This window comes from Ectothiorhodospira haloalkaliphila ATCC 51935 (genome assembly GCF_000633935.1).
In the GTDB taxonomy this organism is placed as follows: Bacteria; Pseudomonadota; Gammaproteobacteria; order Ectothiorhodospirales; family Ectothiorhodospiraceae; genus Ectothiorhodospira; species Ectothiorhodospira haloalkaliphila.
On sequence record NZ_KK214998.1, the window covers coordinates 1,149,799 to 1,166,809 of the forward strand.

At 64.8% G+C, this 17,011-nt stretch carries 12 protein-coding genes; 2 read left to right on the top strand and 10 right to left on the bottom strand.

What is annotated here, in order from left to right:
* Positions 1-349: 349 nt before the first annotated feature.
* The 8 genes from ECTHA_RS0113230 to ECTHA_RS0113265 all read right to left on the bottom strand — a co-directional run bounded on the left by ECTHA_RS0113230 (position 350) and on the right by ECTHA_RS0113265 (position 11,959).
* Positions 350-2,626, bottom strand: a complete 2,277-nt coding sequence (locus ECTHA_RS0113230) for a calcium-binding protein (protein WP_025282185.1) — start codon at positions 2,624-2,626, stop codon at positions 350-352.
* Between the two features lie 379 nt (positions 2,627-3,005).
* Positions 3,006-4,238, bottom strand: a complete 1,233-nt coding sequence (locus ECTHA_RS0113235; protein ID WP_025282186.1) for a glycosyltransferase — start codon at positions 4,236-4,238, stop codon at positions 3,006-3,008.
* Positions 4,235-4,978, bottom strand: coding sequence for a glycosyltransferase family 2 protein (locus ECTHA_RS0113240; RefSeq protein WP_025282187.1), 744 nt, complete (start codon positions 4,976-4,978; stop codon positions 4,235-4,237). The genes ECTHA_RS0113235 and ECTHA_RS0113240 overlap by 4 nt, the downstream gene beginning before the upstream one ends.
* 4 nt (positions 4,979-4,982) lie before the next feature.
* Positions 4,983-6,158 (bottom strand): polysaccharide pyruvyl transferase family protein, encoded by a 1,176-nt coding sequence (locus ECTHA_RS0113245; protein ID WP_025282188.1) that lies wholly within the window; start codon positions 6,156-6,158, stop codon positions 4,983-4,985.
* Positions 6,155-7,417, bottom strand: a complete 1,263-nt coding sequence (locus tag ECTHA_RS0113250) for an oligosaccharide flippase family protein (RefSeq protein ID WP_025282189.1) — start codon at positions 7,415-7,417, stop codon at positions 6,155-6,157. Before ECTHA_RS0113250 ends, ECTHA_RS0113245 begins: the two co-directional genes overlap by 4 nt.
* A 28-nt stretch (positions 7,418-7,445) precedes the next feature.
* Positions 7,446-8,834: a TolC family outer membrane protein gene (locus ECTHA_RS18335; protein WP_025282190.1), complete on the bottom strand. Its 1,389-nt coding sequence runs from the start codon at positions 8,832-8,834 to the stop codon at positions 7,446-7,448.
* Positions 8,835-8,836: 2 nt separating this feature from the next.
* Positions 8,837-10,210, bottom strand: a complete 1,374-nt coding sequence (locus tag ECTHA_RS0113260; protein ID WP_025282191.1) for an HlyD family type I secretion periplasmic adaptor subunit — start codon at positions 10,208-10,210, stop codon at positions 8,837-8,839.
* Between the two features lie 3 nt (positions 10,211-10,213).
* The gene (locus ECTHA_RS0113265; protein WP_035369619.1) at positions 10,214-11,959 is read right to left on the bottom strand and encodes a type I secretion system permease/ATPase; all 1,746 of its coding nucleotides are present in this window, start codon (positions 11,957-11,959) and stop codon (positions 10,214-10,216) included.
* 122 nt (positions 11,960-12,081) lie between these two features.
* On the opposite strand from ECTHA_RS0113265, the gene ECTHA_RS18340 reads away from it, so the two are divergent.
* Entirely contained in the window at positions 12,082-12,420 is a 339-nt protein-coding gene (locus tag ECTHA_RS18340) for a hypothetical protein (RefSeq protein WP_025282192.1), read from the top strand.
* Here the strand turns inward: ECTHA_RS18340 and ECTHA_RS18345 are convergent.
* Positions 12,398-13,762 carry a Coenzyme F420 hydrogenase/dehydrogenase, beta subunit C-terminal domain gene (locus ECTHA_RS18345; RefSeq protein WP_025282193.1) on the bottom strand — a complete coding sequence of 455 codons (1,365 nt, stop codon included), beginning with the start codon at positions 13,760-13,762 and terminating at the stop codon, positions 12,398-12,400. The genes ECTHA_RS18340 and ECTHA_RS18345 overlap by 23 nt on opposite strands.
* A 2-nt stretch (positions 13,763-13,764) precedes the next feature.
* The gene (locus ECTHA_RS0113280; protein ID WP_238984753.1) at positions 13,765-15,675 is read right to left on the bottom strand and encodes a polysaccharide biosynthesis protein; all 1,911 of its coding nucleotides are present in this window, start codon (positions 15,673-15,675) and stop codon (positions 13,765-13,767) included.
* 363 nt (positions 15,676-16,038) lie between these two features.
* Between ECTHA_RS0113280 and ECTHA_RS0113285 the strand changes: the two genes are divergently transcribed.
* Positions 16,039-16,791 carry a hypothetical protein gene (locus ECTHA_RS0113285; protein WP_128571927.1) on the top strand — a complete coding sequence of 251 codons (753 nt, stop codon included), beginning with the start codon at positions 16,039-16,041 and terminating at the stop codon, positions 16,789-16,791.
* The last annotated feature ends 220 nt before the right edge of the window (positions 16,792-17,011 follow it).

A 17,011-nucleotide genomic window follows, 5' to 3' on the forward strand; every position in this document is an offset into this window, starting at 1 on the left:
GGTGATGGATCTTGAGGTTGGTGACTTAGGAATCAGGAATGAGTTGATTGGTTATTGTTGATTTATACAGCACCGATTTTGCCGCGCTGGGCTTCGTTATCCTTCTCGCTTTCTTCTCTGGTTCCTGGCTTCGGATGCACCCCAAAAGAAAAACCCCCGCTACCTCTCAGCAACGGGGGCTTAAATATCTTTTCCTCAACTCAACCTGATCTGATGCTCTACTGGCCTTCCTTTACATGATTTGTCATCGGTGGAATACCGTTCACGTAAAACATCTTCGTCGGGTCAAGCGCCGGGGGATTAAATTCTCCCGGCACCAGAGGATTTAGCTAGCCATACCGGCACAGAGTTACGCGAACGCCACCGTGCTCTCAACACCCGGGTCGGTCGCTTCCAGATCCGACAGATCCACAACACCGACCAGTTTGACGATAATGTCCGCAGCGAGGAAATCATTATTAGAACCATCGGAGTTCTGAACAAGGTAGGTATCACCGCCAAATTCAAAGTACGAGACGTCGCCATCCGCGCCACTAACGGAAACGGCTGCATTGACAAAATCTTCAAACTTGACGTCAACCCCAGGTGCAAGACCCAGATCGTCTTCAGTGATTTCGAAGACGCCAGTAACGTTTGTACCAAAGTCAATCACATCACCATCACTAAAGTCAGTGATCGTCGTGAATTTCCCAAGATCTGTAGAACCATCCGCAACAACGAAAGTGTCTTTACCCTCGCCGCCAGTCACCGTCGAAAACCCGGCTGTGATCATGTCATCACCAGACGAACCAGTGACCGTCACACCGTCACCCACCTCAATGTTCGCAGCGTAGTTACCGGCATCAATGGAAGAGCGGACGCTAATGCCGCTGACATCGACGGACTTCAAGGAGTCAATACCAGAGCCATCAAACAGTACAGCCTCATCTCCCGTGATAGTCAGGTTCTCGAGGGTGTCATTGCCGTCTGCGTCCTGACCCGTAATCGTCAGGGTAGATACAGAGTGAGTGGCTCGGTCACTGGTATTTTCTACTTCGACGTTCAGGTCCTGAACATTATCGACCTGGAAATCAAACGTGCTAGCAAGCTGGTCATCACCAATCACCTTCAGACCAAAGGCCGTATCGTCAGATTGGGATGCACCGGCAACATTCAACTCCAGGGTTGCAGCAGCACTGTCGACCAAGGTCAGATCCGCATCTTGAGTGAGGCCATTAACAACGGCACCGGCCGCAGAATCAGTCAGGACCAACGCCTCATAACCAATCGTCGTCAATGAACCCCAATTGACTGATTGGTTGAGCCCGTCAAGATTAAGCACCTCGAAGTTCTTAACCTTCGCCAACAGATTGTCTGTCAGGCTGGCATTCGCCCCATCGACAATGATCATGTCGCGGCCAGCACCGCCATCGATGCTGATATCATCAGCGTCGATATTGATATTGGTGATATCCAAAACATCATCGCCTGAACCCAGCTTCACCGTCTGCTCTTCAACTCCATCAGGCAGAACGACCGCCGTATTATCAACAGCGAACTCCAGATTTCCCGTGGCAGAGGATGCGTCGATGACACCAGCGATGAGAGGAGCCGCATCATCAATCTCGAGGTTACCGCCTCCGGAAATATTGATTACCTCAAGGTCGGCGCCAGTAACAACGATAGAATCGAAGGTGCTGTCGCCACCCACCAAGTCGATGTTTACAACCTCAGCATCGCCAAAGTTGGCTATCGTTAGATTGTTGATGTTTGCACGATCGAACACCATGTTCTGCTCGACAGCATCACCGACATTGGCGTAGAGGACGGTAAAGTCCTCACCTGAACCACGAATAACACCAACTGTGACGACATTTTCAATAGAATTGACAGTGAGCCCGTCTGTCGAGCGATCGTTCCAGATCTGCTCCAAGCCTTCGATATCAGTCATATTCACAACAGTAGGATTGACATTACCTACTGCGCGAATGAAAACGTTTTGAATATTCTCAAAAACATCCTCGAGGTTAATGCTGTTGGTCAGGGTCGCATTCAGCGTGTTCGTGCCCCCATTACCATCCAACCGATCATTCGTATTCAGGGTCTGGGCACCCGCCAAATTCAACGGCGCATTAAACACATCATCATTAGCCGTACCCGTCAGATCATCGGCATCTGCAGTGAGCGTGAAAGTCTGCCCAGGCACTTCCGGATCTTCTGGATCCACCGGATCCACCGCATCCACGTCAGCCTTCACGCCCGCCAGTGCAGCAGCTGCATCTGCGGGTTGCTCACCAGCGTTATCGTCGGAGATCTGCTGAACAGCAGCCACAGCAACCGGAGCGCGCACACCATTCAGCGCGAAGGCTTCGTCGTCCACCAGGCTACCCTGGGACGTCAGGGCGGCGTTCAGGAAGGTGGAAGCGAATTCATCGCTGCTCACCCGGCCGCCGTCCAGTTCCCCCACCCACCAGTCAATGCGGGCATCGGCGTTGGTGAATTCGGCTTCTCCCCGGTCCAGGCCCAGAAGGTTGCTGTAGGCAGACTCAACCAGCTCCTCACTGCTCAGACCTTCGGTTGCGCTGCTGAACAGGGCATTCAGGTAAGCAGGGTTTTCAAGTACTTCCAAAGCTTCTTCACGCGTCATAATTTCGCGACTCCTAAGATTATAAAGAGGGTTTGCTCACTGAAGGTTCAGCCAGATGGAGCGGGCCATACAGCACCCCCACACAGCCGATTACTCCATTTTTTTGAACGTTATCCCGATCAGTTTTCGGACCGTCTGTACGGCAGCCCGCGCATGCCTACTCCACCAGGATACCCGCCATGGATTATCCTAATGTGACAGTACCGCAGTGCCAAGCCCACCGTTACTTTAGGCTCTTGCGTGTTGCTTCGCAAGACTGCCTTCTCCCATCTGACTATTGGTCACCCCACCACACCGAAGCAGACAAGCCCCAGAGCGCACCTGTCACGGCGCGTGAAGGAACCACCTTAGCCCCTTGTTTTGCAGCAACGAGTATAGTTCATTGCCAAGGCAAGGGTCTAGCAGCTCCGGACCACTCATGTCCAGTAGTTAGCCGCTTATCCGCTGCCTCAGCCCACAGTGTGATGGCCATCTCGCCTCTAAGCAAACCATAGTCCAACACCTCCCGAGCATACGCCCAGCTGCACTCTCGCATGCACTGCACCCGGCCCGGGTCGGCACCGAGGGCGACGATGGCGTCGGCCATGGCGGACACCTCCCATTCCACCAGACATCCACCCCCGGAATCCTCCACCATGCGCTCCTGCAGCGGGATGCCCCGCGAGGCGAGCACCGCAAGGCCCGCCCCCATGCACTCGGCCAGCTTGGTGGGCGATGCCTCCCGATAGATGGGCAGCGGCGGGATGAGTGACAGCCCCACCTGATAGCGTGCCAGAAGCACCGGCATGTCCGACCGCGGCACCGGGGAGATGAAACGAAGCCTGCCGGCCTGTTCCAGGGCGGTGACGCCGGGTACGCATCGCAATGGGGCCAACTCATCCGACCGACCGCCAATGAAATCGAAGCGCACATGGGCCCCGCGCGACACCGCCTCCACAATGGCCGCCAGCACCTGGTCCAGGCGACGATCCGGATCGTGGGTGCCCATATAGACGAACCGCATGGGGCCGGGATCGGCCGGCCACACTTGCGCCGCCCTTTCCGCGGCAGGCACCAGCAACGGCACCACAATGCCCGGCAATCCGGCGGGAAAGTACCCCCGCAGGCGCTCCAGCCCCAAGGGTGAGACCGCCATCAGGCCATCCACCCGCCGGGATGCCAGACGCATGAGCCATCGGGCCAGGGTGCGCTTGCTCCAGGGGTGGCTGGCGTGTTCGTGGGGGAAGGTCTGCTGAAACACCAGTCGTGCGGGAGCGCGACGCACCAGGGCTGCCGCCAGTAGCTGAATGGGGTCGTTGCGGGCCAGCAGGGCCACCTTCAGACCACGACGCCGGGCCCGGGCCTGAAGACGTCGCACCCGCCACCAGGCCAGCGGCAGATTGATGAAACGCCCCACGCCCCGGCGCGGCCTGAGCCAGGGCAGGCACACGGCATGACCATATCTATGGGGTCGCAGGCCGGCTTCCCCCCGGGCGCACAGCATCCAGACCCGGCACCCCACGGCGGGCAACTCGGCCGCCAGCATGCCATCAATGAAGGATTCAGCAGGAGGATCCGCCTTGTCCAGCAGGCAGATCAGGACCCGGGGCGCGTGCTCGGGCAGATCCTTCATCGACGCCATCCCCCGCCTTGCCACAGGCACAATGCCATGACCGCCATGGCCTTCCCCTGCTCCCTCCAGCTCATCACCGAGCGGTGGGCTCGATAGAAGCGCCAGTTGCCGCGCAGCCGGGAGCGCCAGTGAGAAAGACGCTCGCCCTCATGATGATTGAGATGCGCCCGGCGCCGATCCGACACCTGAACCCCCTGCCCCTGTGCCACGAAGCGCCATCCCAGGGCGCGATCCTCGGCGGCGGGCAGGCTGGCATCGAAGCCGCCCAGACTCAGGAAGGTATCCCTGTGCACCACAAGATTACTGCCCACAACGCCAGGATTCCGGTAGAGCAGCACCCGCTCATCCCGCCCCACCTGAAAGTGTTTGTCCAGCGGTTGCGGCCCTTCCACACGCAGGGGACAGAGATGCAATGTGGCCTGCGGATGCTGCCTGATCTCCCGGGCCAGATCGGCCAGGTAGTTGTCACTCCAATGGTCGTCATCGTCGAGGAAGGCGAGCCAGGGGTGAGCCGCCACGGCGGCACCTAGGTTGCGGGCCTGTGAGGCCCCACAACGCACCGGCGCACGCAGGCACTCAACGCCCGGTGGCGCCGTCACGGGCTCGAGGCCGTTATCCACCAGCACCACCTGATCGGGCGCCCGCTGCTGCCGTGCCAGGCGGGACAGACACAGGGCGACCCGCTCATGGCGGTCGCAGGTGGGGATGATCACGGAAATGCGGGGTTCGGCTGAGGGCATGGACTCAGGGCCTGGCCATGGCGTTCCAGGGCGTGGGCATGGGGCGAGGCTGATACGGTGGCATCGGATTCTCCTGGGCCTGGGCGAGCCGCTCCATGGCGACACGGGCAGTGAAATGCTCGCAGGACACATGATAATGGGCGTGGCCCAGCAGATCCCGGTTCAGACCCTCGGCCTTGCGACTGTAACCCAGGGAGACGGTGGGCACACCCAGCGAAAAACCGGCAATGGTCAGATGGGTGCGGGCCGCCATGAGGACATCACAGCGGGCCACCGCCCCCTTGTACTGGGCAGCCCGCAGCGTGTCCGGCACCTCGTGAACCCGTCGGCGCTGATCCTCGTTCAGGCCGGCCATGGAGAGCAGCCGCCGCATCAGCGCCGCATCACCTTCCACTCCAGGGCGCACGGGCGTCACATGGGGAATGAGCAGCAGATGGGTGCCCGGGTCCTCCAGCAGGCATCGGATCAGGGCCACCACCTCCCCCTCGGCCCCCGGCCCTGGCGCCAGGGGGCTGAAGTTCAGCGCCACCCGCCGTCCGGCCCCATCGGTCAGGGCCTGTGGCCAGAACGGATCGGGGGACTCGGGGCGGAGCATGAAGGCCGGGTCGTCCATGGCGTGAACATTGACCAGCCCCAAATGATGCCGCAGTTCGTGCAGGGTGAGGGATTCCCGCGCGCCGATGAACCGATAGCGCCCCAGCCCCCGGGCCAGTGCCCTTTCATAGGCCGGCCGGGCACTGAATGGCCCGACGGACCCGCCCCAGAGCACCACGGGGATGCCCATGCGCACGGCGCACTGGTCCAGGCCGACGATGCCACTGGGCAGACCGTAATCCAGGGTGTAGTTGTCGCCCCCCACGGCCAGCACCAGGTCACACTCACGCAGCCATTGCCGCCAACGCCGGGGAATCGGCGCCGGCCAGAGCAGGCGCTGCACCCCGGGTAGGGGCAGGCGGTGCCAGCGATGCACCAGACGCTCCAGCAGGGGCGGCTCACGGGGCACCACCTGCACGGGGCAGGCCGCGTCGGCCAGCACCCGGGCATCGTACTCCGGGGTATGGGTGGGCAGGAGCACGCTGGCACCCGGGCAGGTGCGGCCCAGGTGATCCAGGGTGGTTCTCACCAGGGCCTCGCAGCCCCGGTTGAGGCAACTGTGATGACCGCTGAACAGGATTTTCATGGGTTGGCGTGCCTTTTGGGCATACGTTTGTTCAAGGGCCGCAAGGCCGCCCACAGGGCCAGGCCATAGGTGGTGGCCAGCAGGGCCTCGGTGAGCAGGGTGGCCACCACCGCCCCCTGCACGCCCATGACGGGGATGAGCCACAGGTTGGCGCCGATATTCACACCGGCGCAGAGCAACTGCGCCCACACCTTGAATCGCACCCCCCGCTCCGTGACCAGGAACACGCCCAGGGCCATGGCAGTGAAATGAAACAACGCGGCCAGGGCCAGCAGGCGCAGGGCCCGTGCCGCCTCTGCATAGTCCGGCCCATACAGAGTGGTCACCAGTGGTTCGGCGGCCAGATGCAGCCCCAGGGCCAGGGGCACACCGAAGGCCAGGCACCCGGCCAATGCCAGGGGAACGCGCCGCAACACCGATGCGCCACCGGCCTCTTCCCACCAACCGAAGACCCGAGGCAGCCAGTAGCTCTGAAAGAATGCCGAGGGCAGCAGGTAGGCCCCGGCCAGGAACACGAAGGCCGCCTTGTACTGCCCTGCCGCCTCCAGCCCCGCCAGGAGCGACAGCATGATGATGTCCGACTGGTAGTACACCGTATAGAGCACGGCGCTCAGGGCAAAGGGTGCCCCCTCGGCCAGGGCGCCACGCAGGCGGGGCCGTGGCAAGGCACCTGCCTGACTGGCCGCCGTGCGACGCACGAAGGCCGTCGCCAGCAGCAGGGCAACCGCCACACTGATCCACTCGCCCACGGCGAAGGCAACAAGATAGCCACTGAACCCCCAGGCTCCTGCCAGGGCGGCCAGCACGGCGGCAAGACGCACGCCGGGCTGCAGCAACTGCCAGCCGGCCAGGGCCAGGTCACGGCGGTGGGCCTGCAAGACACCCTTGGTGGGTTCCTGCAGTGCCAGGGCCGGCAGGGCGGCCGCCATCAACAGGAACCAGAGCGGTTCCACCGCAAACAGCACGGGGCCCAGCCCCACGAACAGGGCGGCCATGCCCAGCGCCGCAAGCAGGATCAGCGGGATACCGACACGCAGCAAGCCGGCACCTTCGCCGCTGCAATCGCGCACCTGTCGCCGCAGCACCAGCTTGCCCAGCCCCATGGACAGTAACGGCGCCAACAGGGCAAAGGCGGCCAGACACGTGGCATAAAAACCGAAGGCGGCGGCCCCGAAGCTGCGCGCCACCAGCACCGTGGCCGCCAATGCCATGAGTGCCGCCAGGCCACTGGCAACCAGCAGGACCAGGGGGCGTATCATGGATCAGCGCCCAAGGGCGAAAACCGGCTTAACGGGCAGCGCTCCCACCCGCGTGGGTGAGCATATCGTTGAGGGCCACGATGTCACCCTCGTACAAGGCACCGGCGGCACGGCGCAGCTCGATGAAATGGATCAGATACTCATGACGCGCCTGGGCCAGGTCGCGACGGGCGGCAAACAGATCCCGCTGGGTATCCAGCACATCGGAGAGCGGGCGCAGGCCCGCACCAAAACCGGCATCCACGGCCTCCACGCTGCGCTCGTTGGAGCGCACAGCCTGCTCCAGGGCGGCGATCTCGCTGCGGCTGCTGAGCACGGAGCGCCAGGCGGCGCGTACATCGGCCCGTACACCACGGCGGGTGGCCTCCAGGGCGGTGCGTTCCCGATCACGCGTGTGCACCGCGCCACGGCTGCGTGCAGTCACGCCGCCGCCCGTGTACAACGGCACATCCATTTGCAGGCCAATGGCGGCATCCTCGTATTTACGGCCAAAGGCAGTGCCGTCCAGGTCGTCGAGATAGCTGTAGCTGGCCACCAGGTCCACGCTGGGATACCGGCCGGCGCGGGCGCCGCGGATGTCCGCCTCGGCAGCCTCCACGCGCTGGCGCGCGGCGCGGATGTGGGGGTTGGCCGCCAGGGCCTGCTCCACCCAGGCATCCAGGTTGTCGGGATCGGGCGTGGGCAGCGTGGCATCCTCGCGCAGGGCGGCAAGGCGCTGGTGGGGCACGTTGGTGATCTCGGTGAGGCGCTCCAGGGCCACATCCAGTTCACCTTCGGCGCGGATCAGGGCCGCCTGGGCGCTGTCGCGGCGGGCCCGCACTTCTTCCACATCCACCCGGGCCACCATGCGCTCCTCGAAGAGGCCGCTGACCCGCTCCTCATTGGCCTGGATGGCACGCAACTCCTGTTGTGCCAGCTCCACGCCCGATTGTGCGCCCAACACCTGCAGGTAGGCCTCGGTGACTCGGGCCACCAGTTCCTGGCGGGCCACTTCCAGCTCTGCCTCGCCCCGGCTCACCTCCCTGTCGCCACGGGCCAGGCCATGCCAGGCGGGCAGGTCCACCAGGGGCTGGCGCAGGTCCACGCCGTAGCGGCGCATGGTGAAATCCCGGGTGGTTTCCTGCTCTCCCGCCATGCCCGACTGGGTCTGGTCGCGGCGGGTGCGGCGAATATCGCCACTGAGGGTCACGTGGGGCATCAGCCGGGACAGGTCTTCGCGGCGCCGCTCGCGCAGGTGTTCCAGCTCGAAGTGCTGGCCACGCAGGGTGGGGTCGGCATGACGGGCCTGATCGAACACGGCGAGCAGGTTTTCCGCCGGGGCGGGCTCATCCGGGCCATTGGCGCTCACCGGGGAGGCCCCCAGCGCCACCAAAGCGACCAGGAGGGTGAGCGGCAGGGCGCGGCGGGCGAATGACATGATCAGTTCTCCGTAAAGGCCCGGGCCAGGGCGTCGGTGAGCGGCTTGAGCAGATAGGCCATGGGGGTGCGCTCACCGGTCTTGATCATCACGTCGGCGGGCATGCCGGGGCGCAGGCTCACGGCACCCAGCTGACGCATTTCCTCCTCGCCCACCACGATGCGCGACAGGAAGTAGGACTCGCCGGTCTGCTCATCCTTCAGGCTGTCGGCGGAGACGAAGATCACCTCGCCCTCCACCACCGGAGTGGTGCGGAAGGAGAAGGCCGTGAAACGCACATCGGCGGGCTGGCCCAGGGTGACGCTGTCGATGTCCTGGGGCCGCACGCGGGCCTCCACCACCAAGGGCTCGTCGCCGGGCACCAGGTCGAGAATGGGCTCGCCGGGGCCGATCACGGCCCATTCGGCGTGAAAGCGCATGTTCACCACTTCGCCATCCACGGGGGCGCGGATCTGCTTGCGGCGCAGGGTGTCTTCCAGGGCCTGGAGTTCCTCTTCCAGGGCGTCGATCTGGGTGTTGGTCTCGCGCAGGGCGGCGGCCACCTCGCGGGAGAGCTCCCGGCGCAGCTGAATGATCTGCAGCTCGGCCTCGCCGATCTCGATGCGGGCACCGGCGATGGAGGCCTGCAGTTCGCCGGCCTCGCCTTCCGCCTCGGCCAGCTGGCGCTCCAGGGGGCGCAGTTCGGCGGCGGGCAGCAGTTCCCGTTCGGCCAGGCGGCCGCGGCTTTCCAGTTCGTCCTCCAGGGAGGCGATGGTCCGCAACCGGGACTGGCGCTGGGACTCCATGCCCTCGATGCGCTCCTGGAGCTGGTCGATGCGCTGGCGCAGCACGGAGACCTCGCCGTCCAGGGCCTCGCGGCGGGCCTTGAACTCCCGCTCCTCGGTGGCCATCACGCGGGTGGCGCGCCCCTCCCCCTCGGCGCCGGCGGTGAGCTCTTCGGGGAAGTCGATGCGCTCCTCCCCTTCCAGCTCCGCTTCCAGGCGGGCGCGGCGGGCCAGTTCGGCCAGGTAGCGGTTGTAGTTCACCAGGTAGCTGGAGCGGGCCTGGGTCTCGTCCAGCTGGATGAGCAGGTCGCCGCGCTCCACGGTGTCGCCGTCGCGCACGTGCAGGGTGCGGATGATGCCGCCCTCCAGGTGCTGCACGGTCTTGCGGTAGGTGTCCACGGTCACCGTGCCCTGGGCCACCACGGCGCTGTCGATGGGGGCCAGGCTGGCCCAGCCACCCACGAAGCCGAAGGCGATGAGGATCACGATCAGCCCGAACAGCCGGGGGAAGCGGTCGTTGCTCGGGGGGACGGGGTTGCCGGACGGGCCCTTGAGGTCCTGTTCACGGGCCAGCGCCTGGCTGGCGGGGGTGTCTTGATCCTTCTCGTTCATGATTTATGACTGACTCGCTGGGTTGCTGCCGCCCGGGCCGGTGAGGCCGCTGGGACGGGTAAAGCGCCCGAGGACTTCCTGGCGCGGGCCCAGGGCGGCGGGCTGGCCATCCTTGAGCACCAGGATCTGGTCCACGGCGGAGAGGACGGAGGGGCGGTGGGCGATGATCACCACAGTGCAGCCTTCCTCGCGCAGTTGCTGGATGGTGTGCGTGAGGGCCTGCTCACCGGCCTCGTCCAGGTTGGAGTTGGGCTCGTCCAGGACGATGAACCGGGGGTTGCCGTACACGGCCCGGGCCAGACCCACCCGCTGACGCTGGCCGGCGGAGAGGGCCCCGCCCTGGATGCCGATGGCGGTGTCGTAGCCCTCGGGCAGGCGCAGGATCATCTCATGCAGGCCGGTCTTGCGGGCGGCCTCGACCACCTTGTCCGAGTCCACTTCGCCGAAACGGGCGATGTTTTCGGCAATGGTGCCGGCAAAGAGTTCGATGTCCTGGGGCAAATAGCCGATGTGGGGGCCCAGTTGTTCGCGGTCCCAGTTGTGGATGTCGGCGCCGTCGATGCGCACCTCGCCGGCATAGGTGGGCCACACCCCCACCAGGGCGCGGGCCAGGCTGGACTTGCCGGCGGCGCTGGGGCCGATCACGCCCAGGGCCTGACCGGGCTTGAGGTCCAGCTTCACGCCCCGCAGGGAGGGGGTGCGCATGCCCGGGGGCACCACCACGATGTTCTCCACGGTGACATTGCCCTGGGGCGTGGGCAGTTTCATGTGCTCGCTGGGGGCGGGGGTGGATTCCAGCACCTTGTTGAGCCGGTCCCAGGCGCCGCGGGCGCCGATGAAGCCGCGCCAGGCGTGCATGGCCTGGTCGATGGGGGCCAGGGCGCGGGCCATGATGATGGAGGCGGCGATCATCACCCCGGGGGTGATGACGTTCTGCACCGCCAGATAGGCACCGGTGGCCAGGATGCCCACCTGCAGGATCATGCGCAGGGATTTGGAGGCGGCGGTGAGGTTGGCAGAGCGGTCGCTGGCGATGGCCTGCAGGCTGAGCACGCTCTGGTGCATCTTCTGCCAGCGCTGGCGCAGGCGGCCGGTCATGCCCATGGCCTCGAGCACCTCGGCGTTGCGCAGGTTGGAGCTGGCGTAGTCCGATTCCTTGATGTACTCGCTGTTGGCGGCCCCCAGGGGCTCGCGGGTGATCACCTCGTTGGCATAGGCCATGGCGAACAGGATGATGGCGCCGATGAGGGTGAGCGTGCCCAGCAGCGGGTGGAACAGGAAGATGATGAGGATGAAGATGGGCGTCCACGGGGCATCGAAGAAGGCGAACACCCCCTGGCCGGTCATGAACTGGCGTAGGGTGACCATGTCCTTGAGCGGCTGGGTGGAGCCGCTATCGGGGCTGCGCAGGGCGCGGAAAAAGGTGGCATCGAACAGGCGCTTGTCCAGCAGGGCATCCAGCCGGGTGCCGGCACGCACCAGCACCCGGTTGCGGGACCAGTCCAGCAGGCCCATGACGATGAGCAGGCCGATGGCCACCACCAAAAGCATGACCAGGGTGGGGATGCTGCCGCTGGAGAGCACGCGGTCGAACATCTGCAGCATGAAGATGGGCGGCACCAGCATGAGGATGTTGATGAAGAAGCTGAACACGGCCACGGACACGAAGGCCTGCTTCAGGTGACTCATGCTCTGGCGCAGCTCGCCCTTCTTGGCCTGGGCGCCGGCGGTGTTGGGAGTCTGGGACATGGGTGTGGATGGATTTCCTTCCGGGGAGTGGGGTGATGCGAAGGCGGTATGCTAACAGGAGGTGTGTGGCTAACCAAGGGGCCGACTCGTGGCCCGGCAGAGAGGACAGGATGGGATTGTGGATGACATTGATCTGGGGTTCGGGGGCCGTGCTCGTGATCGCCGGCACCCTGCTGCCTGCCCGGCTCGTACCCGCCTGGCTGCCCGATGACAAGCTCCTGCACAGGCTGGCCTATGGGGCACTGGCCCTGCCGCCGGCCCTGTTTTTGCCGCTGCCCTGGGTGGCGCCCGCCCTGTTGGCAATCCTCCTGCTGGGGTGGTGCCTGGAATGGGCCCAGCAGTGGTGGGTGCCCGGACGGCGCTATTGTCGTGGCGACCTGCGGGCCAATCTTCTGGGGGTGGCGAGCGGCGCCCTGCTCGGCCTGGCTCTCAGGCCCCTCATCGGCTGGCTGACCGGATGAGGCACCTGAGGCGGGAGAGCAGGCGGCGCCACAGGGGGCGTCGCAGGCGTTCATAACGCGCCACGTGGGCGGCCAGATACCGCTGCAAGAATGCCGGATCATCGCGGCGCAGCGCCTCCGCATGCCCTCGATGACTCAGGATGGCCAGCCGCTGGCGCTGACGGTACAACCGGGCCCGGGGAGTGCGCAGGGGCCCGGCCGGGGCCACGCGCTTGGGTGGATGCCAGCGACCTCGGCGCTCGGCCCGCCACAAGCGATAGGCCAGCCCCTGGCGTCGGTGCCGATAATTGGCCGCCTGGGACTGCTGGACCTGCTCGGCAGAGACGGCCTCCAGCCAGATCTCTCCCCGCCCGGCGGCCTGCCGCAACTGCGACCACAGATCCGCCCGACGCACCACCAGCAGATTGGTGCCGCGCCCGTCCTCCACATAGGGTGACAACCAGGCGTCGCCACAGGCCACGTCAGCCAGTTCGGCGGCAATATCATCGCAATAGTCGCAGGCCTTGGGCTTGAACAACCCCAGGCCCCAGTCACTGCCGAACAGATCACCCGCGTTGGCAACCACGTCGCGCCCCTGGGTATCCCATGCCTTCACGGCATACTGGCTGGCAAGTCGTGCAGGGCGCTTGTGGCGAAAGTCGATGGCCGCCAGATGGCCCGGCGGCACGCCCATTTGCCAGGCCAGATGTTCGGCAAAGGCCGCCGTCTTCAGATGGCCGCAGAACAATCCCACCGTCAGGGCCACGCGCTTTGCCATGCCCGGATCCTGCGCCGCCAGCAGGCGCAACCCCTTGATGAAGCAGGGCACCCCCACAAAGGCATAACGCCCGGGCTGCTGCCGAACCCGGGCCAGCACCTCGGACCACTGCACCGGATAGTAGCGGGAGCCCGCCCCCTGGCGGATCTCTTCGGGGGTGCGTGACAGGCGGTAATGAAAATGCGGCCCGGCCCCGCCGGGAACAGACACCACGTGAACCACGCCGTCGATCTCGCCCGCCTCGACCAGGGAGGCCAGAAGCCAGGTGGCCAGCCCCCCGGAACTGGACGCCAGACGGGACGCATCCCGGCTCACCGCCGCCGCGCACAGGCCATGATAATGACCCACCGCCGGGTGGTGGCCAGGGGCATCGGCAAAAAGGCGTTCGCCCAGGCGGTCCTCGTCTTCCTCACTGAAGAAGGGGCATACCGCTTCCGGATGGCATCCGGGCTCGGGGGCCGCGTGCGCCACGGGCCGATGGCGGCCGTCCCGCAGGCGCACCATGGACAAGCCCGCACCGGGCAGGGCGGCACAGGTGCCGCAGCCGACACAGTAGCCCCCCTGCACCACCCGCCGCAGGGGCATGCTCAGCCGCCCACGATCTTGAGGTTGTCCGCCGGTTGCGCCCGCGGCCGATCCGGCCTTGTGTGCACGGGGGCTTCAGTGAACTCGGGCACCACCTGCTTGAGCAGGCCACGCACCGCCTGGGTGTCCTGGCGTTCACAAGCCTGCCCCATCGCCACCAGACACCCCTGGAGCACGTCCCGATCGGCATTGCGTGCCTGGGCCTGGAGGATCTTGCTGTGGACGGTGCCGGTGAGGTTCTCCTGGGCATGAAAGAGCTCCTCATGGAGCTTTTCACCCGGGCGCAGGCCGATGTAGCGGATCGGGATGTCCCGCTCCGGCTCCAGGCCGTACAACCGGATCATCTGCCGGGCCAGATCGACGATGCGGATGGGCTCGCCCATGTCCAGCACGAATACCTCGCCGCCCTGCCCCATGGCCGCCGACTGCAGGATGAGGCTCACCGCCTCGGGGATGGTCATGAAAAAACGGGTGACCTCCGGGTGGGTGACGGTCACCGGCCCTCCGGCTTCGATCTGCCGACGAAACAGGGGCACCACGGAGCCGGCGGAGTCGAGCACATTGCCAAAGCGGGTGATGATGAAGTTGGTGTCGGCACTGCCCTGGCGGGCCTGACAGTAGATTTCCGCCGCCCGCTTGCTGGCCCCCATGACGTTGCCGGGGTTGACGGCCTTGTCGGTGGACACCAGCAGGAACTTCTCCACCCCGAACTCCACGGCCAGATCCGCCACGGTGCAGGTGCCCAGCAGGTTGGTGCGCACGCCCTCCACCACGTTCTGCTCCACCAGATGCACATGCTTGTAGGCCGCGGCGTGGAGCACGAGCTGGGGGCGCCATTCGCTGAACAGGTCACGCATGCGGGCGGCATCGCGCACGTCGCCCAGGCGGGAAATGACCCGTTCGGGGGGCGCCAGCTGGCGCAGTTGTTCGTCAATGCTGTAAACGCCGAACTCGCTGTGATCCAGGGCGATCAGTCGCTCGGGACCGTGGGCCAGCACCTGTCGGCACAGTTCGGAGCCGATGGACCCGGCGGCACCGGTGACCAGCACCCGGCGCCCCTGGATGAAACGATCCAGCAGCCCCGTATCGGCCCCCACGGGCTGCCGGCCCAGCAGATCCTCGATGCGAATATCGCGCAACTGGGCCACCCCGGCGGGGGTGCCGGCCAGTTCCGCCAGGGTGGGCAGGGTCACGCAGTCCACCTTGAGACGGGTGCAGGTCTGGGTGACGCGACGCATGAGGTCGGCAGGGGCGGTGGGCATGGCAATCAGCACCAGGTCCACCTCCAGGCGGTCGATGGTGTCCTCCAGGCGTGTGACGGGGCCCAGCACGCGCACGCCATGCAGCTCGCTGCCCTTCTTGTCGGGGGCGTCATCCAGAAGGCCCACGGGGAGATAGGTATCGTCCTTGAGCAGGTCGCGCACCACCATCTCGCCGCCCCGCCCTGCCCCGATCACCAGGGTGCGGCGACCCTGCCGGGGTACCGGATGCAGGTGGTGGTCCCTCAGCCAGCGATGGGTGAGTCGCGGCGCGGTGAGGCCCACGAGCAGGAACACCGGGTAAAGCACCAGGGCCGCGCGGGGCACCCCCTGCAGGTGCAGCAGAAAGGCCAGCGTGGCGATCAGCAGGGTGCCCACGGCCACCGCCTTGAGGATGCGCACCACATCCGGCAGGGAGGTGAACCGCCACAGGCTGCGATACACGCCAAAGGCCCACAGGCAACCGGCCTGCACCGGCAGGGCCAGCAGGAGCAGCGTGCCCAGGCTGGGATAGTTGAGGGTGTGCAGGCTCTGGAAGTTGGCATGGGCCAGATAGCCCAGTAACAGGGCCAGGGCCACCCAGCCCAGGTCGTGGGCAAAGGCGGCGGCGCGACGAAGGAACTGTCGCCACGGGGTGGGCATGGGCAGCGTCAAGGGAGTGCCTGCTTGTGGAATTGGTACGCGGGGATGATAACCGCTCGGGGGGGCAGGAGGTACCGTTCGACGGGTGTGTGGTGAGGGTCGCTGCAAAAACACACGGGAGCAAAGACGGCGTGTAGGAAAATCCTTACATCGCACCCTGTCAGAGATCAAGGTTTTCAGGAAATCTGAACCTTGATTGGTCATTCGCGATGCGATATGAGCCTTCAAACCGTGACTTGCATCACATATCTGGATGCCCTAGCTTTTACTTCCACCGCGATCCGTTTTGACCTTTTCTTTCACGAAGAAGCAATAACAAAGGTGAACGCAAGCGGCTTTTCTGGATCTTTTGCACACGCCTGAATGGAGATGGACATGACACGAGATGAAGCGCTGGATTTCATCAACCAATTGTTTGTGGCAAGCGGTCGCAGCACCGCCGATGACCCCAGGGACATCGTCAAGGCGGCCTACGAGCAGCTGCTGGGCTATGCCGATGCCGATGCCATGGAAAATGCGGATGATCGCATTGGCTACTGGATGAACCGCCTGGACGGCGACCTCACGCCGGAAACCTTTGCTGGCACCTTCCTGCGTCAGGCCAGCGAGAGCCCGGGGCGGTTTGTGCCGGAGACTGATTTCCAGGCCAACCAGGGAGCCACGCAGGCCGCCCAGCAGGCTGCTGAAGTGGTGTCGGCCGCCACGGGTGGTGTTGTGCCGGAAGATCCGGAAGAAGCGGCCGCGTTGCTGACGCAGGTGAGTGAGTCGGCGTCTGAGCGGGCGCAGCAGGTTCGGGAGGAACTGGAGCAGGAAGCGCCTGGTGAGCCGGGGGATGAGGATGGTGAGGATGTTGATGATGGGGAGGAGGAGACTGAGGCTTCGCCTCCAACTGGAGGTGGTGGTGGGACGACGACGCCTCCGGCTGAGCCAACTTTCGGGGTCGCTAACGATACGGTTGCCGGTAAGTTCGTTATTGAAACGAGCCTGGACTCTGTTCACTTGTCATTTGACGACGATCACCAAAAATACATCCTCGATCCTGAAACGGGTGGAATTGACGAGTTCGTTTTCGAAAACCTGAAACAAGACAACTCTATTGTGGTGCCCGATAATGTAACTTTAACCTGAATCCGTGGCCAACCTCGCCCGCCCGACCGGAAATCGGCCCTGGCACGGGGGCGACCCCGCGAGCGATGCTGTGACCGGTGGCCAACCAGCGTTCAGGTTACCTGAAGGCGTTCATCCATGAAATTCAAGCCTTTCCAAGCAGCAGTTGGGGGTGATTCCCAGGGCCGGAGCCACAGGTATCCGCACCGCCTGTGCCCCAGGCTGTGTGCAAGGGTTCAGG